This is a genomic window from Xanthomonas hyacinthi (genome assembly GCF_009769165.1).
GTDB lineage: Bacteria > Pseudomonadota > Gammaproteobacteria > Xanthomonadales > Xanthomonadaceae > Xanthomonas_A > Xanthomonas_A hyacinthi.
Genome location: NZ_CP043476.1, coordinates 1,767,394 through 1,789,734 on the forward strand (window position 1 = coordinate 1,767,394; position 22,341 = coordinate 1,789,734).

At 69.7% G+C, this 22,341-nt stretch carries 15 protein-coding genes and 3 pseudogenes; 7 read left to right on the forward strand and 11 right to left on the reverse strand.

The window, feature by feature from the left end; translation table 11 throughout:
• Positions 1-89: 89 nt before the first annotated feature.
• On the forward strand, positions 90-3,131 hold the full coding sequence (locus FZ025_RS07970; protein ID WP_244292487.1) for a TonB-dependent receptor: 3,042 nt from the start codon (positions 90-92) through the stop codon (positions 3,129-3,131).
• A gap of 431 nt (positions 3,132-3,562) precedes the next feature.
• On the opposite strand, the gene fabV is transcribed toward FZ025_RS07970, so the two are convergent.
• The gene (fabV, locus tag FZ025_RS07975) at positions 3,563-4,768 is read right to left on the reverse strand and encodes an enoyl-ACP reductase FabV (protein ID WP_046980742.1); all 1,206 of its coding nucleotides are present in this window, start codon (positions 4,766-4,768) and stop codon (positions 3,563-3,565) included.
• A gap of 311 nt (positions 4,769-5,079) precedes the next feature.
• On the opposite strand from fabV, the gene FZ025_RS07980 reads away from it, so the two are divergent.
• On the forward strand, positions 5,080-8,427 hold the full coding sequence (locus tag FZ025_RS07980; RefSeq protein ID WP_046980741.1) for an nSTAND1 domain-containing NTPase: 3,348 nt from the start codon (positions 5,080-5,082) through the stop codon (positions 8,425-8,427).
• The gene (locus tag FZ025_RS07985) at positions 8,424-8,804 is read left to right on the forward strand and encodes a hypothetical protein (RefSeq protein ID WP_046980740.1); all 381 of its coding nucleotides are present in this window, start codon (positions 8,424-8,426) and stop codon (positions 8,802-8,804) included. The genes FZ025_RS07980 and FZ025_RS07985 overlap by 4 nt, the downstream gene beginning before the upstream one ends.
• Positions 8,805-8,855: 51 nt before the next feature.
• On the opposite strand, the gene FZ025_RS07990 is transcribed toward FZ025_RS07985, so the two are convergent.
• Positions 8,856-9,383 (reverse strand): hypothetical protein, encoded by a 528-nt coding sequence (locus tag FZ025_RS07990; RefSeq protein ID WP_046980739.1) that lies wholly within the window; start codon positions 9,381-9,383, stop codon positions 8,856-8,858.
• A gap of 362 nt (positions 9,384-9,745) precedes the next feature.
• On the opposite strand from FZ025_RS07990, the gene FZ025_RS07995 reads away from it, so the two are divergent.
• A complete protein-coding gene (locus FZ025_RS07995) occupies positions 9,746-11,119 on the forward strand; it encodes a hypothetical protein (RefSeq protein WP_046980738.1) in 1,374 nt (457 codons plus the stop codon).
• Positions 11,120-11,251: 132 nt separating this feature from the next.
• Here the strand turns inward: FZ025_RS07995 and FZ025_RS08000 are convergent, their stop codons facing one another.
• Together FZ025_RS08000 and FZ025_RS08005 are read right to left on the reverse strand one after the other, a co-directional pair.
• Complete coding sequence (locus tag FZ025_RS08000) at positions 11,252-11,884, reverse strand: response regulator (protein ID WP_046980737.1); 633 nt, start codon at positions 11,882-11,884, stop codon at positions 11,252-11,254.
• Positions 11,881-12,981, reverse strand: coding sequence for a sensor histidine kinase (locus tag FZ025_RS08005; protein ID WP_046980745.1), 1,101 nt, complete (start codon positions 12,979-12,981; stop codon positions 11,881-11,883). The genes FZ025_RS08000 and FZ025_RS08005 overlap by 4 nt, the downstream gene beginning before the upstream one ends.
• Positions 12,982-13,191: 210 nt before the next feature.
• Between FZ025_RS08005 and FZ025_RS08010 the strand changes: the two genes are divergently transcribed.
• Positions 13,192-13,773, forward strand: coding sequence for a methyltransferase family protein (locus tag FZ025_RS08010; RefSeq protein WP_046980736.1), 582 nt, complete (start codon positions 13,192-13,194; stop codon positions 13,771-13,773).
• 14 nt (positions 13,774-13,787) lie between these two features.
• Positions 13,788-14,029, forward strand: a pseudogene (locus tag FZ025_RS08015) (alpha-hydroxy-acid oxidizing protein); the annotation flags it as partial.
• A gap of 80 nt (positions 14,030-14,109) precedes the next feature.
• Here FZ025_RS08015 and ligD read toward each other — a convergent pair.
• Together ligD and FZ025_RS22290 are read right to left on the reverse strand one after the other, a co-directional pair.
• Positions 14,110-14,924: pseudogene (gene ligD, locus FZ025_RS08020) on the reverse strand (non-homologous end-joining DNA ligase).
• A gap of 212 nt (positions 14,925-15,136) precedes the next feature.
• A pseudogene (locus FZ025_RS22290) lies at positions 15,137-15,404 on the reverse strand (Ku protein); the annotation flags it as partial.
• A gap of 264 nt (positions 15,405-15,668) precedes the next feature.
• Here FZ025_RS22290 and FZ025_RS08030 point away from each other — a divergent pair.
• A complete protein-coding gene (locus FZ025_RS08030) occupies positions 15,669-15,962 on the forward strand; it encodes a hypothetical protein (RefSeq protein WP_046980734.1) in 294 nt (97 codons plus the stop codon).
• A gap of 268 nt (positions 15,963-16,230) precedes the next feature.
• Here the strand turns inward: FZ025_RS08030 and FZ025_RS08035 are convergent, their stop codons facing one another.
• The 5 genes from FZ025_RS08035 to FZ025_RS08055 all read right to left on the reverse strand — a co-directional run bounded on the left by FZ025_RS08035 (position 16,231) and on the right by FZ025_RS08055 (position 22,290).
• A complete protein-coding gene (locus FZ025_RS08035) occupies positions 16,231-17,412 on the reverse strand; it encodes a GGDEF domain-containing protein (protein WP_046980733.1) in 1,182 nt (393 codons plus the stop codon).
• A gap of 264 nt (positions 17,413-17,676) precedes the next feature.
• Entirely contained in the window at positions 17,677-20,073 is a 2,397-nt protein-coding gene (locus tag FZ025_RS08040) for a TonB-dependent receptor (RefSeq protein WP_046980732.1), read from the reverse strand.
• A gap of 211 nt (positions 20,074-20,284) precedes the next feature.
• Positions 20,285-20,695 (reverse strand): hypothetical protein, encoded by a 411-nt coding sequence (locus FZ025_RS08045; RefSeq protein ID WP_046980731.1) that lies wholly within the window; start codon positions 20,693-20,695, stop codon positions 20,285-20,287.
• A gap of 97 nt (positions 20,696-20,792) precedes the next feature.
• Positions 20,793-21,041, reverse strand: coding sequence for a hypothetical protein (locus tag FZ025_RS22865; RefSeq protein WP_053057336.1), 249 nt, complete (start codon positions 21,039-21,041; stop codon positions 20,793-20,795).
• A 139-nt stretch (positions 21,042-21,180) separates the two neighbouring features.
• Positions 21,181-22,290, reverse strand: coding sequence for an alkene reductase (locus FZ025_RS08055; protein ID WP_046980730.1), 1,110 nt, complete (start codon positions 22,288-22,290; stop codon positions 21,181-21,183).
• Positions 22,291-22,341 lie beyond the last annotated feature (51 nt).

Sequence of the window (22,341 nt, forward strand, 5' to 3'; positions counted from 1 at the left end):
CAGGGGGGATTTGCGCACATCGTTCGTCCTGTCTAACGGGGGCGTGGCCTTGCGCCTGTGTCAGGGGAGAAAACTCGATGCGATATCCGATGCGTGCCCTGCTGCTGAGCATGGCCTGTGCGAGCGCCTGCGCGGCGCAGGCGCAACCCGCTGCCGACGGCCAGACCGCCGGCAGCCAGCTGAACATTCCCGCCGGCCCGCTGCGCGCGGCGCTGGAGGCGCTGGCGCGGCAATCCGGCGCGCAGCTGATCTACCGCGCCGATCAGCTCGACGGCGCGCGCAGCCCTGGCGCGCACGGCCGGCTGGACACCGCGCAGGCGCTGCAACGCGTGCTGCACGGCAGCGGCTTCGTCGCCCAGCGCGACGCCTCCGGCGCGTGGCTGGTGCGACGCCAGGACCCGGCCCCGGCACCGCCGCGGGCGCAGCCGGTGCGCGCCGCGCTGCCCGCCGCCGCGCCCGGCGCACCGGTCGCCGAACTGCAGACGCTGCAGGTCACCGGCTCGCGCATTCCACGCGCACAGCTGGAAGGGCCGGCGCCGATCAGCGTGATCAGCGCCGAACAGATCAAGGCCAACGGCTTCACCTCGGTGCCGGACGTGCTGCGCGCGATGACCCAGAACGGCGGCGAGACGCAGAGTCCGCAGTCGGCCAGCGGCGCCGACTTCTCGCCCGGCGCGCAGCAGGTGGACCTGCGCGGGCTCGGTCCCAACCACACCCTGGTGCTGGTCAACGGCCGCCGCATCGCCGACTTCCCGATGCCGTTCAAGGGCCGCAGCAACTTCACCGACATCTCCAACATCCCGCTGGGCATGATCGACCGCATCGAGATCCTGACCGGCAGCGCCTCGGCGATCTACGGCTCAGACGCGATCTCCGGCGTGGTCAACTTCATCCTCAAGAAGCACGCCGACGGCACCACCCTGGACTATCGCTTCGGCGACACCAGCGGCGGCGGCGACGACAGCTTCAACCTGAGCGTCAGCAGCGGTTTCTCGCGCGGCGCGTTCGATGCCGTGTTCGGCGCCGAAGCGGTGACCCAGAATCCCCTGTGGGCCTACCAGCGCAGCCGCCAGGACAGCAGCCTGGACGGCCCCACGCTGCGCTCGCAGGTGCCGCGCCGCACCTTCCTGCGCACCGACTACGACGACAACTACCTGGATCCGGGCGCGGCGACCTGCGCGGCGGTGTCCGGGCTCAACCGCGGCAGCACCGGCTACGCCTCGCGCCCGGGCTACGGCGAATTCTGCGGCAGCAGCGCATCCATCGGCTACGGCACCATCGGCAACAAGCGCCGCGGCATCAACGCCTACGCCTCGCTGCGCTACGCCTTCGACGGCGGCACCGAGTGGTTCGCCGACCTGCAACTCGGCTACCACGAACTGTCGCTGTTCCGCGACGTGACCCAGTGGGGCTACATGGCCGCCGACGGCAACGAGGAAGGCTATTTCTACAACCAGGCCAGCGACCAGATCGAGGCCTGGGGCCGCCAGTTCAGTCCCGAGGAAATGGGCGGGCTCAACGCCGGCACCATCCGCACCCGGCAGAAGACCTTCAGCCTGACCACCGGCTTCAAGGGCAAGCTGGCCACGGACTGGGACTACGAGGCCAGCCTCAGCTATTCGCAGTACCAGGCCACGATCAGCTGGCCGCAGATCGTTGCCGAGCGCGCCAACGCGCTGTTCCTCGGCCCGCAGCTGGGCGTGGACGACGATTCCGGCCTGCCGATCTTCAACGCCGACCCGCAGCGCCTGTACACGCCGCTGAGCCGCGACGAATACGACAGCATCGCCCAGCGCAGCGTCTACCAGCCGCGCTCGCGTACCGACACCGCCGCCTTCACCGTGACCAACCCCAGCCTGTTCGCGCTGCCCGGCGGCGACGCGGGGCTGTCGGCCACCGCCGAATTCGGCAACCAGGGCTACGACCTGCGCCCGGATCCGCTGGCCACCCAGTATTACTACTACAGCTGGAAGGATTCCGACGGCCATGGCAGCCGCAACCGCTGGGCGCTGGCCAGCGAGCTGCGCCTGCCGGTGCTGTCGACGCTGGCGCTGAGCCTGGCCGGGCGCTACGACCAGTACCGCTTCTCCGGCCGCACCCTGGGCAAGTTCACCTACAGCGGCGGGCTGGAATGGCGACCGCTGGACACCCTGCTGCTGCGCGGCTCCTACGGCACCGCGTTCCGCGCGCCGGACCTGCACTACGTCTACGCCGGCGCCGGCAACGACGAGACCTCCGGGGTGGACTACTACCGCTGCGCCAGCGAAGAGGCCGGGGTGGCGATCGAGGACTGCAGCTACAACGACGAGGCGATCATCCGCGGCCGCAGCGGCAACCGCGACCTGGATCCGGAGACCAGCACCTCGTGGACCGCCGGCTTCGTCTGGTCGCCGCGCCCGGAGCTGGACGTGTCGGTGGACTACTTCGACATCGACATGCGCAACCAGGTGCAGGACCTGCGCGTGGACCAGGTGCTGCGCGACGAATCCGAATGCCGGCTCGGCAACCTGGATGCGGCCTCGACCACCTGCCAGCAGGCGCTGGCGCGGGTCACCCGCAGCGCCGACGGCGACCTGTACGGGGTCTACGTCAACCCGATCAACATCGCCCGCGAAAGCACCAGCGGCATCGACCTCAGCACCCACTACCGGCTGGACACCGCGATCGGCACCTTCCGCTTCAGCGGCAGCTACACCTGGGTGCGCCGCCACGACATCCAGGTCTACGCCGGCGAAGCGATGGTGGACGAATTCGCGGTCAACAGCGGCTACGACATCCCGCGCAGCAAGGCCAGCGCCAGCGTGTCGTGGGAACGCAAGGCCTGGTCGGCGACGCTGCACGGCGAGCGCCTGGGCCGCCTGCCCAGTTCCGATTCCTACGACCAGGTCTACGACCCGGACAGCGGCGACAGCCCGTGGATCGGCGCCACCTACCGCTACAACGCCTCGCTGCAATACCGCATCGGCGACCATGCGCAGCTGTCGCTGGCGGTGACCAACCTGTTCGACAAGATGCCGCCGCGCGACCGCACCTACACGGCGTATCCGTACTACGACGTGTCCTGGTTCGACACCGTGGGCCGCAGCCTGTACCTGCAGTACACGCACACGTTCGGCGGCAATGCGCCGTAGCGGCACCGGCACCGGCACCGGCACCGGCACCGGGGCATTTTTCGACTGTCCACAGGTCGGCGCGATCTCGTGGGAGCGGCTTCAGCCGCGACAGGCGTTACCGGCAACGCCCGGTCGCGGCTGAAGTTGCTCCTCCAGGGACGGCGCCCTCCAGGAATGGCTTCGCTCGCGAGTCCGCCTCAAGCATTCGGCACCGGGCGGTTGCATGTAAGCATTGGTGCGAACCTTCCCGCGCTGCCGGCACAGTGGCTGCCTCGGTTTCCCGCGTCGCGACCGACGTCGCTCCCACAAAGAGCGCCGGCCGCCGCGGATACTGCGCAGGCTTCCACTGTGGGAGCGACGTCGGTCGCGACGCGGAAAGCCAAAACGCAAAACGGCCGGCATCGCTGCCGGCCGCATGCCCAATCCCGCCATCCCCAATCCCGGCGTTGCTACAGCTCGATGCAATCGAAGGTCGCCTCCGGATCGACCTCGGCGTCGTAATCCACGTCCTGGCGCTCGAAGCCGAACAGCTTGAGGAACTCGTGCTTGTAGCCGGCGTAGTCGGTGAGCTGGAACAGGTTCTCGGTGGTGACCTGCGGCCATAGCGCCTTGCATGCGTCCTGCACGTCGTGGCGCAGTTCCCAGTCGTCCAGGCGCAGGCGGTTCTGCTCGTCGGTGGCCGCCGGCTGGCCGTCGGCGCGGTACAGGCGCTCGCGGAACAGGCGGTCGAGCTGGTCGATGGTGCCTTCGTGCAGGCCCTTCTCCTTCATGATCTTGTAGACCATGGAGATGTACAGCGGCATCACCGGGATCGCCGCGCTGGCCTGGGTCACCACCGACTTGAGCACCGCCACGTTGGCGCTGCCGCCGCGTTGCTGCAGGCGCGCGTGCAGGCGCTGCGCGGTCTGGTCCAGGTCCACCTTGGCCTTGCCCAGCGCGCCGTGCCAGTAGATCGGCCAGGTGATCTCGGTGCCGATGTAGCTGAAGGCCACGCTGCGCGCGCCCGGCGCGAGCACGCCAGCGCCTTCGAGCGCGTCGATCCACAGTTCCCAGTCCTGGCCGCCCATCACGGTGACGGTGTCGGCGATCTCCTGTTCGGTGGCCGGCTCGATCGAGGCCTCGATGATCGCGTCCTTGTTGGTGTCGATCGCGGTGGCGGTGTAGGTCTGGCCGATCGGCTTGAGCGCCGAGCGCTTCACTTCGCCGCTGCCGGGCAGCTTGCGCACCGGCGAGGCCAGCGAATACACCACCAGATCGACCTGGCCGCCCATCTCGGTCCTGACCAGCGCGATCACCTGCGCGCGCGCTTCGTCGGAGAACGCGTCGCCGTTGATCGACTTGCTGTACAGGCCCTGCGCCTTGGCGAATTTGTCGAACGCGGCGGAGTTGTACCAGCCGGCGGTGCCGGCCTTCTTGTCGCTGCCCGGCTTTTCGAAGAACACGCCCAGCGTGTCGGCGCCGAAGCCGAACGCGGCAGTGATCCGCGAGGCCAGGCCGTAGCCGCTGGAGGCGCCGATCACCAGCACCTTCTTCGGCCCGTCGCTGCGCACGCCGCGCGCGCGCGTGGCCTCGATCTGCTCGAGCACGTTGCGCTCGCAGCCGAGCGGATGCGTGGTGGTGCAGATGAAACCGCGAACTTTCGGGTGGATGATCAACGTGGTGTCCTTTCGGCAAGATGCCCCGCGGCATCTTAATGTCTGCGGCGCGGTTGATGAAGCGGCGCGGCCTGCACACGCACACGTATGGAAACGCCTCGCGCCCCGGGGCCGGCCCTGCCGGCGCCGGGCGCGCCCACTTTGTCTACGTCCCGGCCCGCGAAGCTGGATGCAGTCGATGAAACCGCACGCGGCGATGGAACATCATCGTCCGTCGTCGATGCGCGCCTGGCGACAGCAGGGGGGCCTGGTGGACACCGTGTCCGCCATCCTGCGGGCATGGCCTGTACGGCGCGGACCGAGGCCCATCGATGTCGCAGCGAAGCGAGCGGATGACCCAGCTCGGCTCCGTGCCGCGGTTCCGTCTCGGGCCGCTGCTGGTGGAGCCGGAGCGGCTGGTGCTGATCGATGCGGGCGCGGAGATCGCGCTGGAACCGCGGATGATGGAGGTGCTGGTCGCGCTGGCCGAACGCGCCGGCGAGGTGGTCAGCGCCGAGCAGTTGCTGATCGAGGTCTGGCACGGCGGCTTCTACGGCGACAACCCGGTGCACAAGACCATCGCGCAGCTGCGCCGGCGCCTGGGCGAGGACAGCCGCCAGCCGCGCTACATCGAGACCATCCGCAAGCGCGGCTACCGGCTGCTGCCGAAGGTGAGCTTTCCCGACGACTACCGCGGCGCGCTGCCCGGCGCGCGGCACTGGGGGCACGGCAATCCCTATGTCGGCCTGCAGCCGTTCGATCCGGCGCATGCCGAGGTGTTCTTCGGCCGCAGCCATGCCATCGCCCAGATCATGGGCTCGCTGCGCGCGCAGTTGCAGAGCCGGCGCGGGCTGGTGCTGGTGTCCGGGGCCAGCGGCTGCGGCAAGACCTCGCTGCTGCGCGCCGGCGTGGTGCCGCTGTTGTCCCAGCCGGGCGGGCTGGACGGGCTGGAAGCGCTGGCGGTGGCCTACTGCAACCTGGCCGTGTGCCACGGCGGCGACGTGCTGGGGGTGCTCGCGCAAGCGCTGGCGCAGTGGACGCCCGGCACGCGCGCGGTGTTTTCCGCGGCGCAGATGGCCTCGCTGCCGACCTGGCTGCAGCAGCCGCCGCCGTTGCACGCGGCCATCGCCGAAGCCCTGCTGCGCTGCCCGGCGGCGCGCAGCGGCGCAGCGGCCGAGCGCCATCTGCTGCTGGTGATCGACCATGCCGAGAGCGTGGTGGCCTCGCCGGACATCGGCGATGCCGACCGCGCCGCGCTGGACGCCGCGCTGCGCGCGTTGTGCACCGCGCCCCAGGTGGCCGTGCTGGTGCTGACCCGCAGCGACTTCTACCCGCGGCTGATCGAATCGCTGCCCGGCGTTTCCGAACTCAAGCGCGGCGATGGCCACGTCGACCTGCTGGCGCCGCGCGCCGGCGAGATCGGCCAGATCATCCGCATTCCGGCGGCCATGGCCGGGCTGCGGTTCCAGGAGGACCGCGACAGCGCCAGCCGCCTGGACGACGTGCTGCGCGATGCCACCGCGCGCCAGCCCGACGCGCTGCCGTTGCTGCAGCACACGCTGCATGCGCTGCACGAGCGCCGCACCGCCGAAGGCATGCTCACGTTCGCGGCGTATCACGCGCTCGGCGGCCTGGAGGGCGCCTTGGCGCACCATGCCGAACAGGTCTTTCGCGCCCTGCCGGAACCGGCGCAGGCAGCGCTGGGCAGCGTGCTGGCGCGGCTGTGCGTGATCCATCCGGACAGCGCCGCGGTGACCTCGCGCCGCGTGCTGTGGTCGGCGCTGCAGGCCGAGCCGGCGGCACGCGGCATGGCCGCGGCCTTCGTGCAGGCGCGCTTGTTCGTCAGCGCGCTGGCCGCCGGCGGGCCCGGCTTCGCCGTCGCCCACGAAGCGTTGCTGCGGCAGTGGCCGCGCGCGGCGGAATGGATCCACGAGAACCGGCGCCTGCTGCAGGCGCGCAACCGTCTGCAGCAGGCCGCACAGCGCTGGGCCGCCGAAGGCCGGCGCGCCGATCACCTGCTCAACAGCGGGCGGCCGCTGAGCGAGGCGCGCGAGGCGGCCAAGCGTCTGGCGCACGATCTCGACGCCACCGACCACGCCTTCCTGCGCGCCAGCGAACGCCTGCGCCACCGGCGCCGCTGGCTGTACGCAAGCGCCGGCGGCATGCTCGCGGTGCTGGCGAGCGCCTCGATGCTGCTCGGCTGGCAGGCGCGGCAAGCGCAGCGGGCCGCCGAGCAGCGCCGCAACGAAGCGCAGCAGCTGGTCGGCTACATGCTCGGCGATCTGGCCGAGCAGTTGCGCACCACCGGCAACCTGAAGCTGCTCGACAGCGTCGGCAGCCGCGCGCTGGCCTATCTGGAGCGGCTGCCCAGCGCCAGCATGCGGCCGGCCGAATTGCTCAACCACGCGCGCGCGCTGCGCACCACCGGCGAAGTCCTCGCCAACCAGGGCAACCTGGCGCAGGCGCAGGCCGCGTTCGCACGCTCGGCCGCCGCCGCCGGCCAGGCCCGTCGCGACGCGCCGGCAGCGCTGGACGCGCTGGCCGAGACCGGGCTGACCGCCTACTGGCTGGGTTACCTGGCCTACCAGCAGAAACGCCCGGCACTGGCGCGCCGGCACTGGTCGGCGTACCTGTCGATCTCCGAACAGCTGGCGCGCCGCGCGCCGCAAGAGCCGCGTTGGCGGCTCGAAGTCTCCTACGCGCTCAACAACCTCGGCAGCCTGGCCCGCAGCGAAGGCCGGCACGATGCGGCGATCGCGCTGTTCGCGCGCTCGGTCGCGCTGAAGCGGCAGGTCCTGGCGCTGGCCCCCGGCAACGCCGCGGTGCGCTACGAACTGATCGATAGCCTGTCGTGGCTGAGTTCGGCGCAGGAATCCTACGGCGCGCTGGAGGCGGCCGAACACGGCTACCGGGACCAGATCGCGATGCTGCGCGCGTTGGTGCAGCACGAACCGGATGCCGACGCGTGGCGCAGGCGCTGGGCCACCTCGCTGCTGCGCACGTCCAACCTGGCGCTGGCGCGCGGCCACCTGGGCAATGCCGAAGCCGACGCGCGGCTCAGCACGGCGATGCTGTCGGCACTGGTGGCCAAGCAGCCGGACAACCGCGCCTGGCGCCGCGATCTGGCGCACGCCCAGGCCCAGGCCGGCTGGGTGGCGGCATTGCGCGGACAGCGCGAACCGGCAGTGCGGCAGTTGTTGCAGGCACGGCGCACGCTGGCGCCGTTGCTGCAGGCGCAGCCGCTACCGGAATGGCGATGGCTGGACGCGCTCATCGCGCTGCGCATCGCGCAGAACCAGCCGTTGCCCGAGCGCGAGGAGCGGGAACGCAGCGCGCGCATCGTGGCGCACCTGGAGGCCTTGCACCGCGCCATGCCGGACGACCTGCTCGGCCTGTCGGCGCTGGCGCACGCGCGCATCTGGCGCGGCGAGCGCCTGGCCACCGCCGGCGCCCAGGCCGATGCACGCGCCGAATGGCAGCGCGCGGTACAGTTGCTCGGCACGCGCATCGACGGCACGCGCGACAAAACGCTGCTCGATCCATGGATTCGCGCGCAGGTCCATCTGGGCCAACGCCAGGCCGTGTTGCAAGCGCTCGGATGGCTGTACCAGGCGGGCTACCGCCACCCGGGCTTCGTCGCTCTGTATGCCCCGCCACCCAAGGAAAAGACCCCGTCATGACAGCAATCGTCGAAATCACCCTCACCGCGGCGCACGTGGTCTTCGGCGGCAACGCCGGACGCGGGCGCTATTTCTACAGCTTCTCGCCGGACGTGATCACCGTCGGCGAGGGGCAGACCCCGGTCACCCTGATCTATCGCCTGGACAAGGAGGTCTCGCCGCACCTCAAGATCAGGGCCGTGCTCAACTCCGATGCACGCGGGCAGATCCAGAGCACCACCATCGCCAAGGACGGGCGCAGTGCCGAGGTGCTCAACCTCAACACCGTGCAGACGCTGATCTTCTTCTCGGTGCTGGTGTACGACGACAAGCGCGAGCAGTTGTTCAGTTGCGACCCGCAGGTCGGCAACGATCCGGAGATCACGCCGCTGGCGTAGCCGCGCGGCGGGCATCGCCCCTGGCGGGTCGCGCCCGCCAGGGGCGGGCGCTCAGCCCACGATCTTCTTGCATTCGCTCAAGGTGCTCTTCGCGTTCTTCAGCGCGATCGCGTGCCCGGGCTGGCCGTCGTTGATCTTCTTGATCAGCGTGGCCATCGCGTTCTTGCCCTTTTGCCCCCAGCCCTTGTAGCCCGGGCTGCGCTTGAAGGCCTCCAGGTCCTTGACCGTGCTGCCGAACGCGCCGTTGATCAGCGTGCGCCGGTCCACGCAGTTCTGCCACGCCGCCAGGCGCAGGCGGTTGGCGTCGATGCCCGCCGCCTTCTGGCACGCCAGCGCGTCGCAGGCAGTCGCGCCGTGCAGGCCCGCATTGTTGTCCACGCAAGTCTGGCGCTTGCCGTCGTACGGGATCAGCTGACAGCCCTCCAGCAGCGCGCGCGCGATCACATCGGTCTCGGAAACGTCCGAGTCCTTCAGCAGCGCCTGTGGCGGCGCCGATGGCGCGGGCCGCGGGGCGGGGGCGCTGCACGCCGCAAACAGCATCAGCAGCGCCAGCAAGGCGGAGGTACGCAACAGTGTCATGGCCGTATTCCTGTCAGGGGACCGGAGCGCGCGATGCGGTCTCCGGGCGGCACGCTGGGCCGCCGCGACACCCTGCCGGCAAGCCGCCGCGCGGGCCTGACGGCCAGCTTACGGTTGCCGCCGACGCACGCCGGCGCCCGTGCGGCGCGTCGGTACGGACGCCGCCAGCGCCGCCAGCGCCGGCCAAAAAACCTATCCAGCGCATGCACTTGCACTCCGGCAGGTTGCGGTAAGGCGACGACGACGCGCGGCGCGGCACGGTGGGCGCCGTCCGGACCTGTGCCGACCGGACGCCACCGCCGCAATGCCGGCGGCCCCAGGCACCTGCCGCGGCGGCTGTCGCGGTCCACCGAGACGCACCCATGCTCACCCGTACCGACAATGCTGCCGACACCCTGGCCACCGAGGAGCACGATTCCCCGGTGTCGCTGTTCCGCCAAACCGCCGCGCAACGCCGCCAGTCCGACGTCGCCGCGCTGCAGGCCGTGGACTACGACCAGAAGCCCTGGGGCCTGCTGTACCGCGCGCTGACCGAAGCCATCGGGTCCAGCCCGGAGACCTTCCAGATGGTCTATCCGTTCACCACCTGGGCCTGGCCGGTGCAGCAGCCGGGCTTCATCGGCACCGCGCAGTACGACTTCTGCTCGACTTCGCCGCAATGGAGCGCGGTCGGCGCCTATGTCTCCAGCGGCGACCGGTTCAACCAGGCCTACCAGGAATTCCTCAACGTGATCCCGGCGGCCACCGACGACGCCGCGCTGCGCCAGCAGATCAAGCTGGCCGACGACGCGCTGACCACCGCCAGCAACGGCTACACCATCGCCTACAACCAGGCGCGTTCGGTCTACCAGGACGATGTCGCCGACAACGACCCGACCTTCACCAAATGGCTGGGTTCGCCGGCCGGCGCCGGTTGGCAGACCAAGATCAGCAGCACGCAGGTCAAGATGGACCAGGCGCAGGTCACCTACAACGCCCTGGTCGCGCAGGCCAATACGCCGGGTCTGGGCGATGCGCAGAAGCAGATGAACAATCACGACTTCTACGCCAAGCTCAACGACCCGGCGCTGTCCAAGTTCCCGCTGGTCCCGAACTGGTCGGTGGCGCAGAACGCCAGCGAGTGGATCGACGCGGTGCAGGCCGGCCAGGGCCCGGCCGGCGCCACCATGGGCTTCAACAACCGCGACGCGGCCTACGACTACAGCAAGACCTGGGCCGGCGGCTCGGCCAAGATCCGCCAATTCTTCTGGGAGGTGCGCGTGGCCGGCAAGTGGCAGCGCATCGACGAGTTCGAGACCGACAACGAACTCAACGTCTCGGTGGAATTCGAGGCGCTGGACCTGATCCAGATCCAGCCCAGCGACTGGTACAACGGCCCGTTCGTGCGCAGCAAGCGCAACGGCCCGTTCGTGAAGGGCTACAGCGCGTTCGGCGACGACGGTACCCAGGCCGTGTTCGGCGAGAAGGGTTTCTTCGGCCTGCTCAAGACCGGCATGTACGTGGGCTACAAGCCGACCTTCACCATCACCACCAGCAAGGCGGCCTTCAGCAAGTTCTCCGAGAAGTTCAGCGCCTCGACCGGGCTGCGCATCGGGCCGTTCACCTTCGAGGCCGAGGGCGGCATCGAGAAGGCGGGGTGGGACCTGAGCGAATCCGGACGCAGCTTCACCGGCACCACCACCTCCGACCAACCGCTGATCATCGGCATCGCGATCTCCAAGCTGCCGCCCGAATAAGCGCCCGGGCAGCGGGCGCTCCTGCGGTGCATTGCAGCGTCCCGCAGGAGCGCATGCGGGCGTCGCCGCGGCTGGCGTGTGCCTGTCGCGCTGCGGCAAGCCGCACGCTCGGCGGCGCGAGGGCAAGCGCGCTCAGATGATCCGCAGCGTGATCGCCTTGAGCACCGCGCGGGTGCGGTCGCGGGTGCCGAGCTTGTCCAGGATCGTGGAGACGTAGTTCTTCACCGTGCCTTCGGCCAGGAACAGGCTGCGTGCGATTTCCTTGTTCGAGTAGCCGCCGGCGAGCAGGCGCAGGATCGCCACCTCGCGTTCGTTGAAGGTGTCGCGCGGCGCGTCCTCGTCGCGGTAGCGGTAGCGCGCGCGGACCGGATCGGTGCTGACCGGCTGCAGCAGGGTCTCGCCCGCGGCCACGCGCACGATCGCATCGCGCAGGTCTTCGGGTGCGGCGTCCTTGAGCAGGAAGCCCTGCGCGCCGGCGTCGGCGGCGCGCAGCAGCAGGTCGGCGTCGTCGAAGGTGGTCAGCAGCAGCACCGGGGTGGCGTCGCCGCGCGCGCGCAGCTGTTGCAGCGCCTGGATGCCGTCCAGGCCGGGCATGCGGATGTCGCTGAGCACCACGTCCACCGGCGTGGCCGCCAGCGCGGCCAGCAGCGCTTCGCCGTCGTCGGCCTCGCAGGCCACGGCGATGCCCTGGGCCTGCAGCAGCGCGCGCAGGCCGGCGCGCACCAGGATCTGGTCGTCGGCCAGGGCGATGCGCAAGGCGCTCACAGCGGCAGCCGCGCGGTCAGCTGCATGCCGCCCAACGGCGTGCGGCCCAGATCGAGCCGGCCGCGCAGCGCGGCCAGGCGCTCGCGCATGCCGGCGATGCCGTTGCCTTCCTGGATACGCTCGGCACGGCGGCCGTCGTCCTCGATGTCCACGCGCAGCTGCGCATCCTCGTGGCGCAGGCGCACCCGCACCTCATCGGCATCGGCATGCCGCGCGGCATTGGTCAGCGCTTCCTGCACCAGCCGCAGCAGGGTCTCGGCCAGTTGCGGATCGGTGATGCGCACGTCCGGCGCGATCTGCAGGCGCAATTGCGGCCGCGGGAACGGCGCGGCCAGCGCGCGCAGCGCGGTCTCCAGATCCAGGCCGCGGTCCTCGCGCAGCGACTGCACCACGTTGCGCAGATCGGCCAGCAGTTCGGCGGACAGGCGCTCGACCACACCGAGTTCCTCGCGCCGCGCCAGGTCCGGATCGGCCAGCAGCAGGCGCAGGTTGATCCGCATCGCGGTCAGCGTGTGCCCGGCCACGTCGTGCAGTTCGCGCGCCAGCCGCAGGCGTTCGGCATCGCGCGCGCTGTCGGCCAGCAGCGCGCGCGTGGCCAGCAGGTCGGCGTTGACCCGGGCCAGCGCTTCGCGGGCGAGTTCGGTGGTGCGTGCGTAGTGCGCGGTCAGCGCGGCGAAGGCGTGGAAACCGGCGTAGATCAGGGTGGTCAGCAACGCGCGCTTGAACCCGGCCGTGGACAGCAGCAGGAACGTGCCCAGGTTGGCCAGGATCGCCAGCGCCAGCACCCGGCGTGGCTCCCACAGCAACGCCACCTGCGCCACCACCACCACCAGCAGCACCGGCGCGGTGCCGGTGCGCGGCTCCAGCCACACCAGGACCAGCGCCGCGGCCGCCTGCAGCCACAGCGCGGCAGCGCGCAGGCGCGGCGACGGCAGGTAGCGGTGGCCCAGCATCGGCAGCACGAACAGCCCCACCGCGGTCCAGCGCCAGGCCGCCGGCGCCTGCGGCTGCAGCTGGAACGACCACAGCACGGTCGCCACGGTGACCAGCCCGGCCAGGCGCTTGAGTTCGATCTGATCGTGCAGGAAGCGATGCATGCGGCGGATGCTGACCGCGCGGCACGGCCGCGGCAATGGGGCGGATGCAGAAAGTGACTTCCGGCAGGTCGGATCGATGACCAGCGGCCGCTGTCCGGCCGCAGCGCTGCGGCCACACTGGCGCCATGCCATCGCTGCCGCGGCGACGCGTTCACCCGGCCTGCAGCGCGATGGCGTACACCGAACACGGCTCCTCACGAGGAAACGACGATGCCCCTGACCCTGCGACATCCCGATCTGCTGTTCATGCTGCTGGGCGTGTGCTGGGGCGGCTACGAGCTGCTGCTCAGCCACCGCCGCCGCGCGGCCGATGGCGGCGCGCGCGACCAGGGCACACTGCAGCTGCTGTGGCGCGTGCTGTACGCGGCGGTGGCGGTGGGCGTGCTGCTGGCCTTCGTCGGCGTGTGGCGCTATGCGCCGGCGCTGCAGGAACCGGCGCGCTGGCTGGGCTGTGCGCTGCTGGCCGGCGGCCTGGCGCTGCGGCTGTGGGCGATCCGGGTGCTGGCGCGCTGGTTCACGGTGGATGTGACCATCCAGGACGGCCACCGGCTGATCCGCCATGGGCCGTATCGCTACCTGCGCCATCCGTCCTACACCGGCGCGCTGCTGGCGTTCTACGGGCTGGCGATCGGCCTGGGCGACGTGCTGGCGCTGCTGGCGATCGTGCTGCCGGTGATCTGGGCGTTCCTGCGCCGCATCCGCGTGGAGGAAGCGGCGCTGACCCAGGCGTTCCCGCGCGAGTACCCGGAGTACGCCGCGCACAGCTGGCGGCTGCTGCCGTTCGTCTGGTGAGGCGACGCCGATGCATCCTCGACCCCGACGATGCGCACGATGCGGTGCGCTTCGGCGCCGACGGCACCGGCGTCTCCAAGATCGCGGGCGCCAGTTCGACCGCGTGCTGTCCAGCGCGCGCGCTGCCGGCGATCGCCGACGCGGTGCTGCCCGGCCGCGCCTTCGTGTATGCGCTGGCCGCGGCCGACCAGGCCGCGTGGAGAACCTGCCGACCCTGGTCGAAAAGGAGCTGCGGGTGGCGATGACGCTGACCGGGCGCCGGCGGCTGGATCAAGGCGCCATGCGTCACCGAGGCCAGAAAAAGCGACCGCAGAACCGCACTCCGCGGCCGCCGGCTCAGCCCCCGGGCAGCCGCTGCTGCAGCGTCTGCATTTCCTTCCACGGATGTTCGCGCAGGCGCGCGGCGCGGCGCAGTGCCTTGGCCAGCGGGAACGCCTGCGGCGAGGCGATCCGCGCCAGCTCCTCCCAGCGCAGCGGCACCGCCACGGTGGCGTGCGTGCGCGCAGCGACCAAGAACACACGCTGGTATTGCCGCGGCCGTTGCGCAGCCGGTCGACGAAGATCACCCCATTGCGCTTGGCCTTGCTCATCGTGGCCACGTAGCGCTCCGGCGCCGACGCGGCCAGCGCCTGGGCGAAGGCTTCGCAGAAATCGCGCGCCTGCTCCCAGTCCGCGTCGGGCACGATCGGCACCACCACGTGCACCCCCTTGCCGCCGGACAGGCGCACGAAGCTTTCCAGTCCGGTCTCGCGCAGGCGGGTGCGGATCGCGCGCGCGGCGGCCTTGATCCGGGTCCAGCGCACGCCCTCGCCCGGGTCCAGGTCGAACACCAGCCGGTCCGGATGCTCGGGATCGTCCACGGTGGCGCCCCAGGGATGCAGCTCCAGGGTGTTCATCTGCACCAGTTCCAGCAGGCCGGCGAGATCGTCGATGTACAGGGAATCCTCGCTGCCACTCTTCTGTCGCAGCGCGATCGCATGCACGTGCGGGCCGAGTGCGCGATTGTTGTGCTTCTGATCGTAGTGGCGCGAACTGGCGTGGTGCAGCTGCACCACGAAGATCGGCCGCCGCGACGGCGCCGCGACGCTGTCGTCGGCCGGCTCCGGGGTCGCGTCGAGGCGGCGCTTGCGGGCGTCCTCGCGCAGCGTCATCGCGCCCTACCCCGCCTTGCGCCGCGCCGGTGGCTTGCGCGCGGCCGCTTGCGCCGGCGTGGCCTTGGCGGCGGATTTCGCGGCGGGCGTGGCCGACTTCTTCGCCGCCTTCCTGCCCGGCTTCTTCGCGGTCTTGCGCACCGGCATCGACGCCTCCGCTTTCCTGGCCGGGGTGCGGCGCTTGGCGTCCAGGCTGTTCTGCAGCAGCGACATGAAGTGGCTTTCCGGCGCGGCCGAGGCGAGGTCCTGCTGCGCGACCACCACGGAGTTGCCCTTGCTGTACTCGTAGGCTTTGACGATGTCCTGCCACGGCACCTCTTCGCCGGTGTCGGCGTTGACCCGCTCGAAGCGGATCGGACGCTTGTCGCGCGCGTCGAGCATGCGGAAGTGCAGATCGACGCGGCGTTCGCCGGACATCAGCGCCACCGGCACGTTGAGCAGGCCGAAGGACAGGGTGCCGGTCCAGATCGGGCGCGCCATCAATGCGCCTCCTTGCGCCGTGCGGGCGCCGGCAACGGGTCCAGGCGGGCATTGGGGGCGGTCGCTGGGGCGCATGGCGCAGCCTCCGGGCGGCATCGGCGGTGGATGCGCAGCAGTAGCGCCGGTGCCGTTAGCCGTTAGCCGTTAGCCGTTAGCCGTTAGCCGTTCGTGACAATCGCGTGGAGGTACTGCGATTCGCAGCGGCTTCACCGGCATCGCGCTGCACTGGTGCGAGGTTGCCCTATCCCACAGGAGGAATCGGCCATGTCCACACCCACCGACCCGCTGCGCCGCAGCGACCCGGTCCCCGGCGAACAGCGCGGCAAGCGCGACGGCCAGGACCGCGAGGACCGCGGCGCCGGCGACCGCCCCGACACCATCGTCGAACACGAGCCGCGCAGCGGCGCGGACCGGCCAGCGCCCGACACCGCGCCGGACCCGGCCGGCGCCGAATACGCACACAAGCACCACACCGACGCCAACCAGGACGAAGCGCTGGAGGAGACCTTCCCGGCCAGCGACCCGGTCTCCCCGTTCGTGCCGTCCAAGGCGCCGTAGGTCCGGCGCGCGCGCAGCGGTTAGCGTTGGAATACCCAGGGCGTGCGATCGGATCCCCGAGCAGGCCGCGCCGCGCTTGCGCGCGCCTGCGGCAAGCAAGAGAGAGGACGTGTAACGGATGCCCACGCGCCGGCGATGACGTAGCGCCGGTGGCGCGCAGGAGCGGCCCTGCGGGTTGCCGTGTCCGTGGCACCGCGACGGCCTGCGCACAGGCGGGCGTACGCTCGGCAGCGCAATGTGCGCCTGGCCAGCGTCAACCGCGACAGTGTTACCAGCCGGTCTGCTCGGCCAGCACCACCTGGTTGCCGCCGCCGATGCGCGCGCGCTGCAACAGCGCTTCGGCGCGTTGCAGCAGCGTGGCGGCGGTGTCGGCGGGCGCGGCGAGCAGCGCGCCGACGCTGACGCCGAGCTGTTCGGAGGCCATGTCGGCATGCGCGATCGCCATCAGTTCGACCATGTCGCGCAGCGCCGGCGCCACCTGGCGCAGGTGCGCGCCGCTGGCGTCGTACAGCACCAGCGCGAAGCGGTCGGCGTCGATACGCATGGTCGCGTCCATCGGCCGCAGCAGGCATTGCAGCACCTCGGCCACGTCCACCACGGCGCGGTCGGCCTGGCGCGGACCGTAGCGCTGCGCGAAAGCGGCAAACCCATCCAGTTCGACCAGGATCAACGCCAGTCCGTGCTGCAGGCGCCGGGTTTCGGCCAGCGCCACCGCCAGGTGCTCGTCGAAGCGGCGGCGATCGCCCAGACCGGTCAGCGCGTCGCGCAAGGCCTCGTCGTCGCGCACCCGGCGCTGCAGGAAGCCTTCGCGGCGCGAATGCTCGCGCAGATAGCCGCCGACCGCGCCGATCGGCACCGCCGCCCACAGCAGCCATTGCAGCCGCAGGTAGCCGGCCTGCGCGCTGCCGTCCAGCAGTAGGTGCGCAGCCGCGGCGCTGATCGCGCACAGGGTCAGCGCCACCGCCACGCTCTGCCACAGCGCCAGGCCCAGCGGAAAGAAGCCGGCGACGATCACCAAGGTCATCACCGCCGCGGCATAGCGCAGTTCCTGCGGCGGATAGCCGATGCTCGACAGCACCAGCCCGGTGCCGCCGACCAACAGCAGCAGCGCCGCGCGGCCCGGTCCGTGCGCATACGCGCGGTGGATCGCCACCGCCACCCACAACAGCGCCAGCAACGTGGCCGCGCGCACCGCCACCGCATAGCCGACCAGTGCGGTGTTCCCCGACCAGCCGAAATGCCACGCATCCCACGCCAGCAGCAGCAGCGCGATCAGCACCCCGAGCGAGGCCGCCACGCGCTGCGCGAAACCCATGGTCGAGGCGGTGTAGCGGCGATAGGCCAGCTCCAGCGGCGGATCGAAGCGCAGGGCGGCAAAGCCGTTATGCAGCTGCCTGGCGTAGTCCTCGCCGGACGCAGCGTTGGGCGGTCCTTCGTAGCGTTGGTGCATGCAATCCCCTGTACACGGCAGCGTGGAACAGAACGCGGTGGCGGTCACGCGCAGTCTCTCCGTAACAGAAAATCGACGGAAGCATGGCGACGGCTATGCCTGGCTGCCGGACCCGGCAGTGCTGGGCGCGGACTGTAGCAGAGCGTGAAGATGGCGGCTATGGGAATTGCGGGGTGGCAGGCGGCGGCAGATCCTGGCCGCAACCAGCTGTTGTGGGATCGCGCGGCTGACAGCCGCCTAGGGCGGAAGCTCAGCGCGAGGCGATCAATGCCAGTGCAGATCCACCGATACGCCGACGATGCGCGGTTCGTTGTACACCGCCGCCATGTAGTTCTCGATCACGCCCTTGAGGTTCTTCTCGTTGGTGATGTTGCGCGCGAACGCCGCCACCTCCCACGCGCCGTAGTCGCCGCTGTAGCCCAGCTTCAGCCCGCCTTCGAAGCTGCCCTTGGAATTGAACTCCACCGAGTCGTACAGCACGAAGCTGGTCTTGCCCTGCTTGTTCCAGTCGGCGGCGACGAAGAACGCGGCGCCGTTGGCGACCGGGATGTCGTAGCGCGCGGCCAGGTTGACGTTGTAGGTGGGCGCGTTCGGCAGCGGATTGCCGTCGATCTGGGCGAAGGTGTTGGCGCCGACCTTGATCGTCGGGTCTTCCACCGTGCACACCACCACGCCGTTCAGCGCGCACACCTGCGCGTACACGCGCTTGTCCTGGATCTCGCTGTGCAGCAGGCTCAGGCCGGCGCTCAACGACAGGTTCGGGATCGGGCGCCAGTCCAGGTCCGCTTCCAGGCCGTAGGCCTTGGCCTTGTCCGCATTGAACAGCACGCCGTTGCCGTTGGAGTCGTTGCCGTTGAGCTGGATGTCGTCGACCGTGTAGGTGAAGCCGGTGACGTTCAGGCGCAGCCGGTTGTCGAACAGGCTGCTCTTGATGCCCGCTTCCCACGACAGGATCGTCTCCGAATCGGCGGTGGTGAAGTCGGAGTTGAACACCGCCGAGCGGCCCTGGATGGTCGGGCCGCGGAAGCCGCGGGCGACCTTCGCATACACGCTGACGTTGTCGTCGATCGCGTACATCGCGCTGACGTCCCAGCTCGGCTGCGTATCGGCCATGCGCACGTCGCGGCGGCCGCGGTAGGTGACCACACCGGCCGCGGTGTCGGCGGTCTTGAGCAGCTTGGTTTCCTTGCTGTCGCGGGTCTGGCGCACGCCGGCGGTCAGGGTCAGCGCGTCGGTGGCCTTGTAGGTCAGCTGGCCGAAACCGGCCCACGAGGTGTTGCTGTTGCGCAGGCGCACCCAGTTGTTCGGGTTGCGCGCGGCGGTCTGCAGGAAGTAGGCGCGCTGGTAGAAATCGGTGGTGTCCTTGCCGTCGAAGTAGAACGCGCCGGCCTGCCACTGCAGCGCCGCGTCGCCTTCGCTGGCCAGGCGCAGCTCCTGCGTGTACTGGTCCAGGTCGCGCACCTGGCCCATCGACTGGCCGTAGCCGTTGGCCACGCCGTTGACCGGATAGTTCGCCGCCGCGCCGCCGTCGGTATCGCCGCGGCTGTCGCCGGAGGTGGTCTCGTAGGCGCTGATCGAGGTCAGCGACACGCCGCCGAAGTCGTACACCGCCTTGAGCGAGCCGCCATGGGTCTTGTACGCCTGCGGGTTGTCGTGCGCCTCGTCGTAGGCGACCCGGTCGCGCGGCACGTCGACCTTGTCCGAGCCCTTGGTGATCGCATTGCGCAGGAACAGCGTGGAGGTGCCGTCGTAGTCGCGGGTATGCGCCGAGGCCAGCAGCGAGAAGGTCTCGCTCGGCTTGAGCAGCAGCTGCAGGCGCGCGTTGCGGTCGTCGTAGCCACCCATCGCGCCCTTCTTCGGCGTCGCCGTGCCATCGGCGCTGGGGCCGCTGTAGGTGTTGTCCACCCAATCGTCGCGGTGCTGGTACAGCGCCGACACGCGGAACGACAGCACGTCGTTGATCGGCCCGCCAAAACCGCCGTCGAGCGAGGTGGTGCCATAGCTGCCGTAGCTGGCGCTGAGCCGGCCGCTGTAGTCGGCGCTGGGCTTGATGCTGTCGAACTTGACGATGCCAGCAGTGGTGTTACGGCCGAACAGCGAGCCCTGCGGGCCGCGCAGCACTTCCACCTGGTCCAGGTCGTAGACCGGATTGGACTTCAGCACCACGTGCTCCAGCACCACGTCGTCCTGGATGATCGACACCGGCTGCGAGGCGCCGAGATAGAAATCGATATTGCCCAGGCCGCGGATGTAGAAGCGCGGGAAGATGCGCCCGGTGGTGGTCTCGGCATAGAAGCTGGGCACGCGGCCGGACAGCGCCAGCAGCGTGTCGTCGCCGCCGGCGGTGTAGTTGCGCATCGCATCGCCCTGCACCACGCCCACCGACACCGGCACGTCCTGCAGGTTCTGCTCGCGGTGCTCGGCGGTGACGGTGATGGTGTCCAGCGAGGTCGCCGCATCGCCAGTGGCGGCGCTGCGTGCGGCCTGTGGTGCGATAGCGGCCAGCGTCGGCGCAGCATCCTGCGCGACGGCCGCGGTCGCGATCGATGCGAGCAACAGCCCGACGCAGGCCTGCGCCAGCCGGTGACGGACCGGGGCGCCAGGCAGGCGCGACGAACGCGCGGCCGGGCGGCACGCGGAAAGATGGGGATGCAGCAACATGGCGATTCCTTTGGGCGCGGGATGACGATTCCGTTCGGCTTGCGCAGCAGCCCGCGACGGCGCGCCAGATGATGGCGTAGCGCGGCACGATATGTCATCCGTGTTGCAAGCCCGTGGCATCGCCGGCATGCGCGTGATGGCATGCACTGGACGCTCGATGTGCGCCTGCGGGTGCGCTTGTGCTTGCGGCCTCGGCGCGTGCAGCGCCGCGTCAGTCGCTATCGATACCGACCACCGTCAACAGCAGGCCGGGGGAACCCTCGCCCCCTGCCACCTCGGACAGCATGCCGGTGACCCGCACGATCTGCCCGGCGCCTTCTTCTTCCAGGTGCGCCGCCTGCTCCTTGCTCAGCGCCAGGCGTAGGCGGCGCATCTCCTCATGACGCGGCGCCTGTGCGGCAGGCGACGCCGCCACGCACACCGGCGTCGGCAGCAGCAGCACCTCACTGGCGCCTTCGACCGCCGCAACGGCGCCGGCCGGCGCCGCCCTCGCGTGCCGCTCCAGCTTGCCGGACAGCGTGACCTTGATCGGGCCATAGGGCAGGCAATGCTGCTGCGCCTGCGCCAACGGCGCCGCGCCGAGTAACAGGCAGGCAAGCAAGAACACGGTGCGCAGCGACATTCGGTTTCTCCATGGACGGCAGAGGCGGGCCAGGATACGGGAGCTGCATGACCGCTGCGCGTTGCCGGGAAGCGATGGCATCACGCGCCACGGCGCCTCAGCGCATGCCGATGGATGGCCGCGATGCCCGCCTGCATCCGCGGGCAATGCTCACGGTCGCGTCGGCGTGCAGGTAGACCTCCACGCACTTGATCCAGCGCCACACCCGTCCGATGAACGCGTTGTCGCGCCAGCAGCCCTTGCCGTCCATCGAGAGGCGGATGGCGTGGCCATGCAGCCGCACCTCGTCCAGGTGAAACAATTGCACGAAGATCGAGCCGCCATCGGCATGGACGGCCTGGGTCACCTTCAGGAATCCGGCTTCCGCACCCGGTGCATCGCACGAGTACCGACGGCGCAGCGCCCTGCTGATGTATCGCCGATCTTCTTTCGGCCTGGAGTGTCACTCAATATGTTCACACCCAGTTCTCCTGACGCTTGGCCGGCTAATCCAATGGAACGGCATAGACGGGATAATCCGTATAGCCCTGTTCGCCGCCATCGTAATAGGTCGCCGGATCAGGCGTGGCCGGAGGCAGATCGCGCTGGAACCGATCGACTAAATCGGGATTGGCGATGAATGGCTGGCCGAAAGCGGCCAGATCGATCAAACCTGCATCGATTAGTCGGATCGCGCTTTCACGGGTCAGGCCGCCAGCGAGAATCACCGTACCGCGATATGCGGCCTTGAACTGCTTGAGAAAGCTGACGCCGAGTACGGATTCGCCCCGCACCCGGTTGTCTACCAGATGAACGTAAGCCAAGCCACGTTTGCCCAATTCGGCCGCCAGGTAGAGATAGGTCGCCTCGTTGTCCTGGTAATCCGGCACGAACAACTGGCTCCTGGGTGATAGACGAATGCCGACCTTCTCCGCGCCAATCCCGGCAGCCACATTGTCCACCGTTTCCAGGATGAGGCGAGCGCGGTTTTCTATCGTCCCTCCATAGCGATCCTCGTGGCCGTTGAGATCAGCATTGAGAAACTGCTCCAGCAGGTAGCCATTGGCGGCATGGATTTCGACACCGTCAAAGCCCGCGTTGATGGCGTTGTAGGCCGCGCTGACGAAATCCGTCTCGATGGCGGGAATCTCGTCGCTGGACAGTGCACGTGGAGGGGTCGGATCGGCCGGCCCACGGCCGCCGTCAGGAAAGTCGATGAAGACACGGTTGCCCGGGATGCGCTCCACCGATTGATCGCTCGGCCCCACCGGCGCGCCGCCACCAGGTTGAAGCGAGGCATGCGACATCCGCCCGACATGCCAAAGCTGGGCGAAGATGCTACCGCTCGCCTCATGCACGGCATCCGTCACAAGATTCCAACCTGCGATCTGCGCATCGGAATAGAGTGCCGGAACGGCGGCATAGCCTTGTCCCTGTGGAGAAACGGGCGTGCCCTCGGTAATGATGAGGCCCGCACTGGCACGCTGTTGGTAGTAGCGCGCATTGAGCATGTTCGCTACAAAGCCCTCGCTCCTCGAACGGGTCATGGGTGCCATCACGATACGGTTGCGTAACGTGCGGCCAGGCAAGTCGTAACTGGCGAATAGTTGGCTCATGTGATGATTTCCATGATGGTGTTCCTGGATGGGTTCCGGAAGACGTCGCTC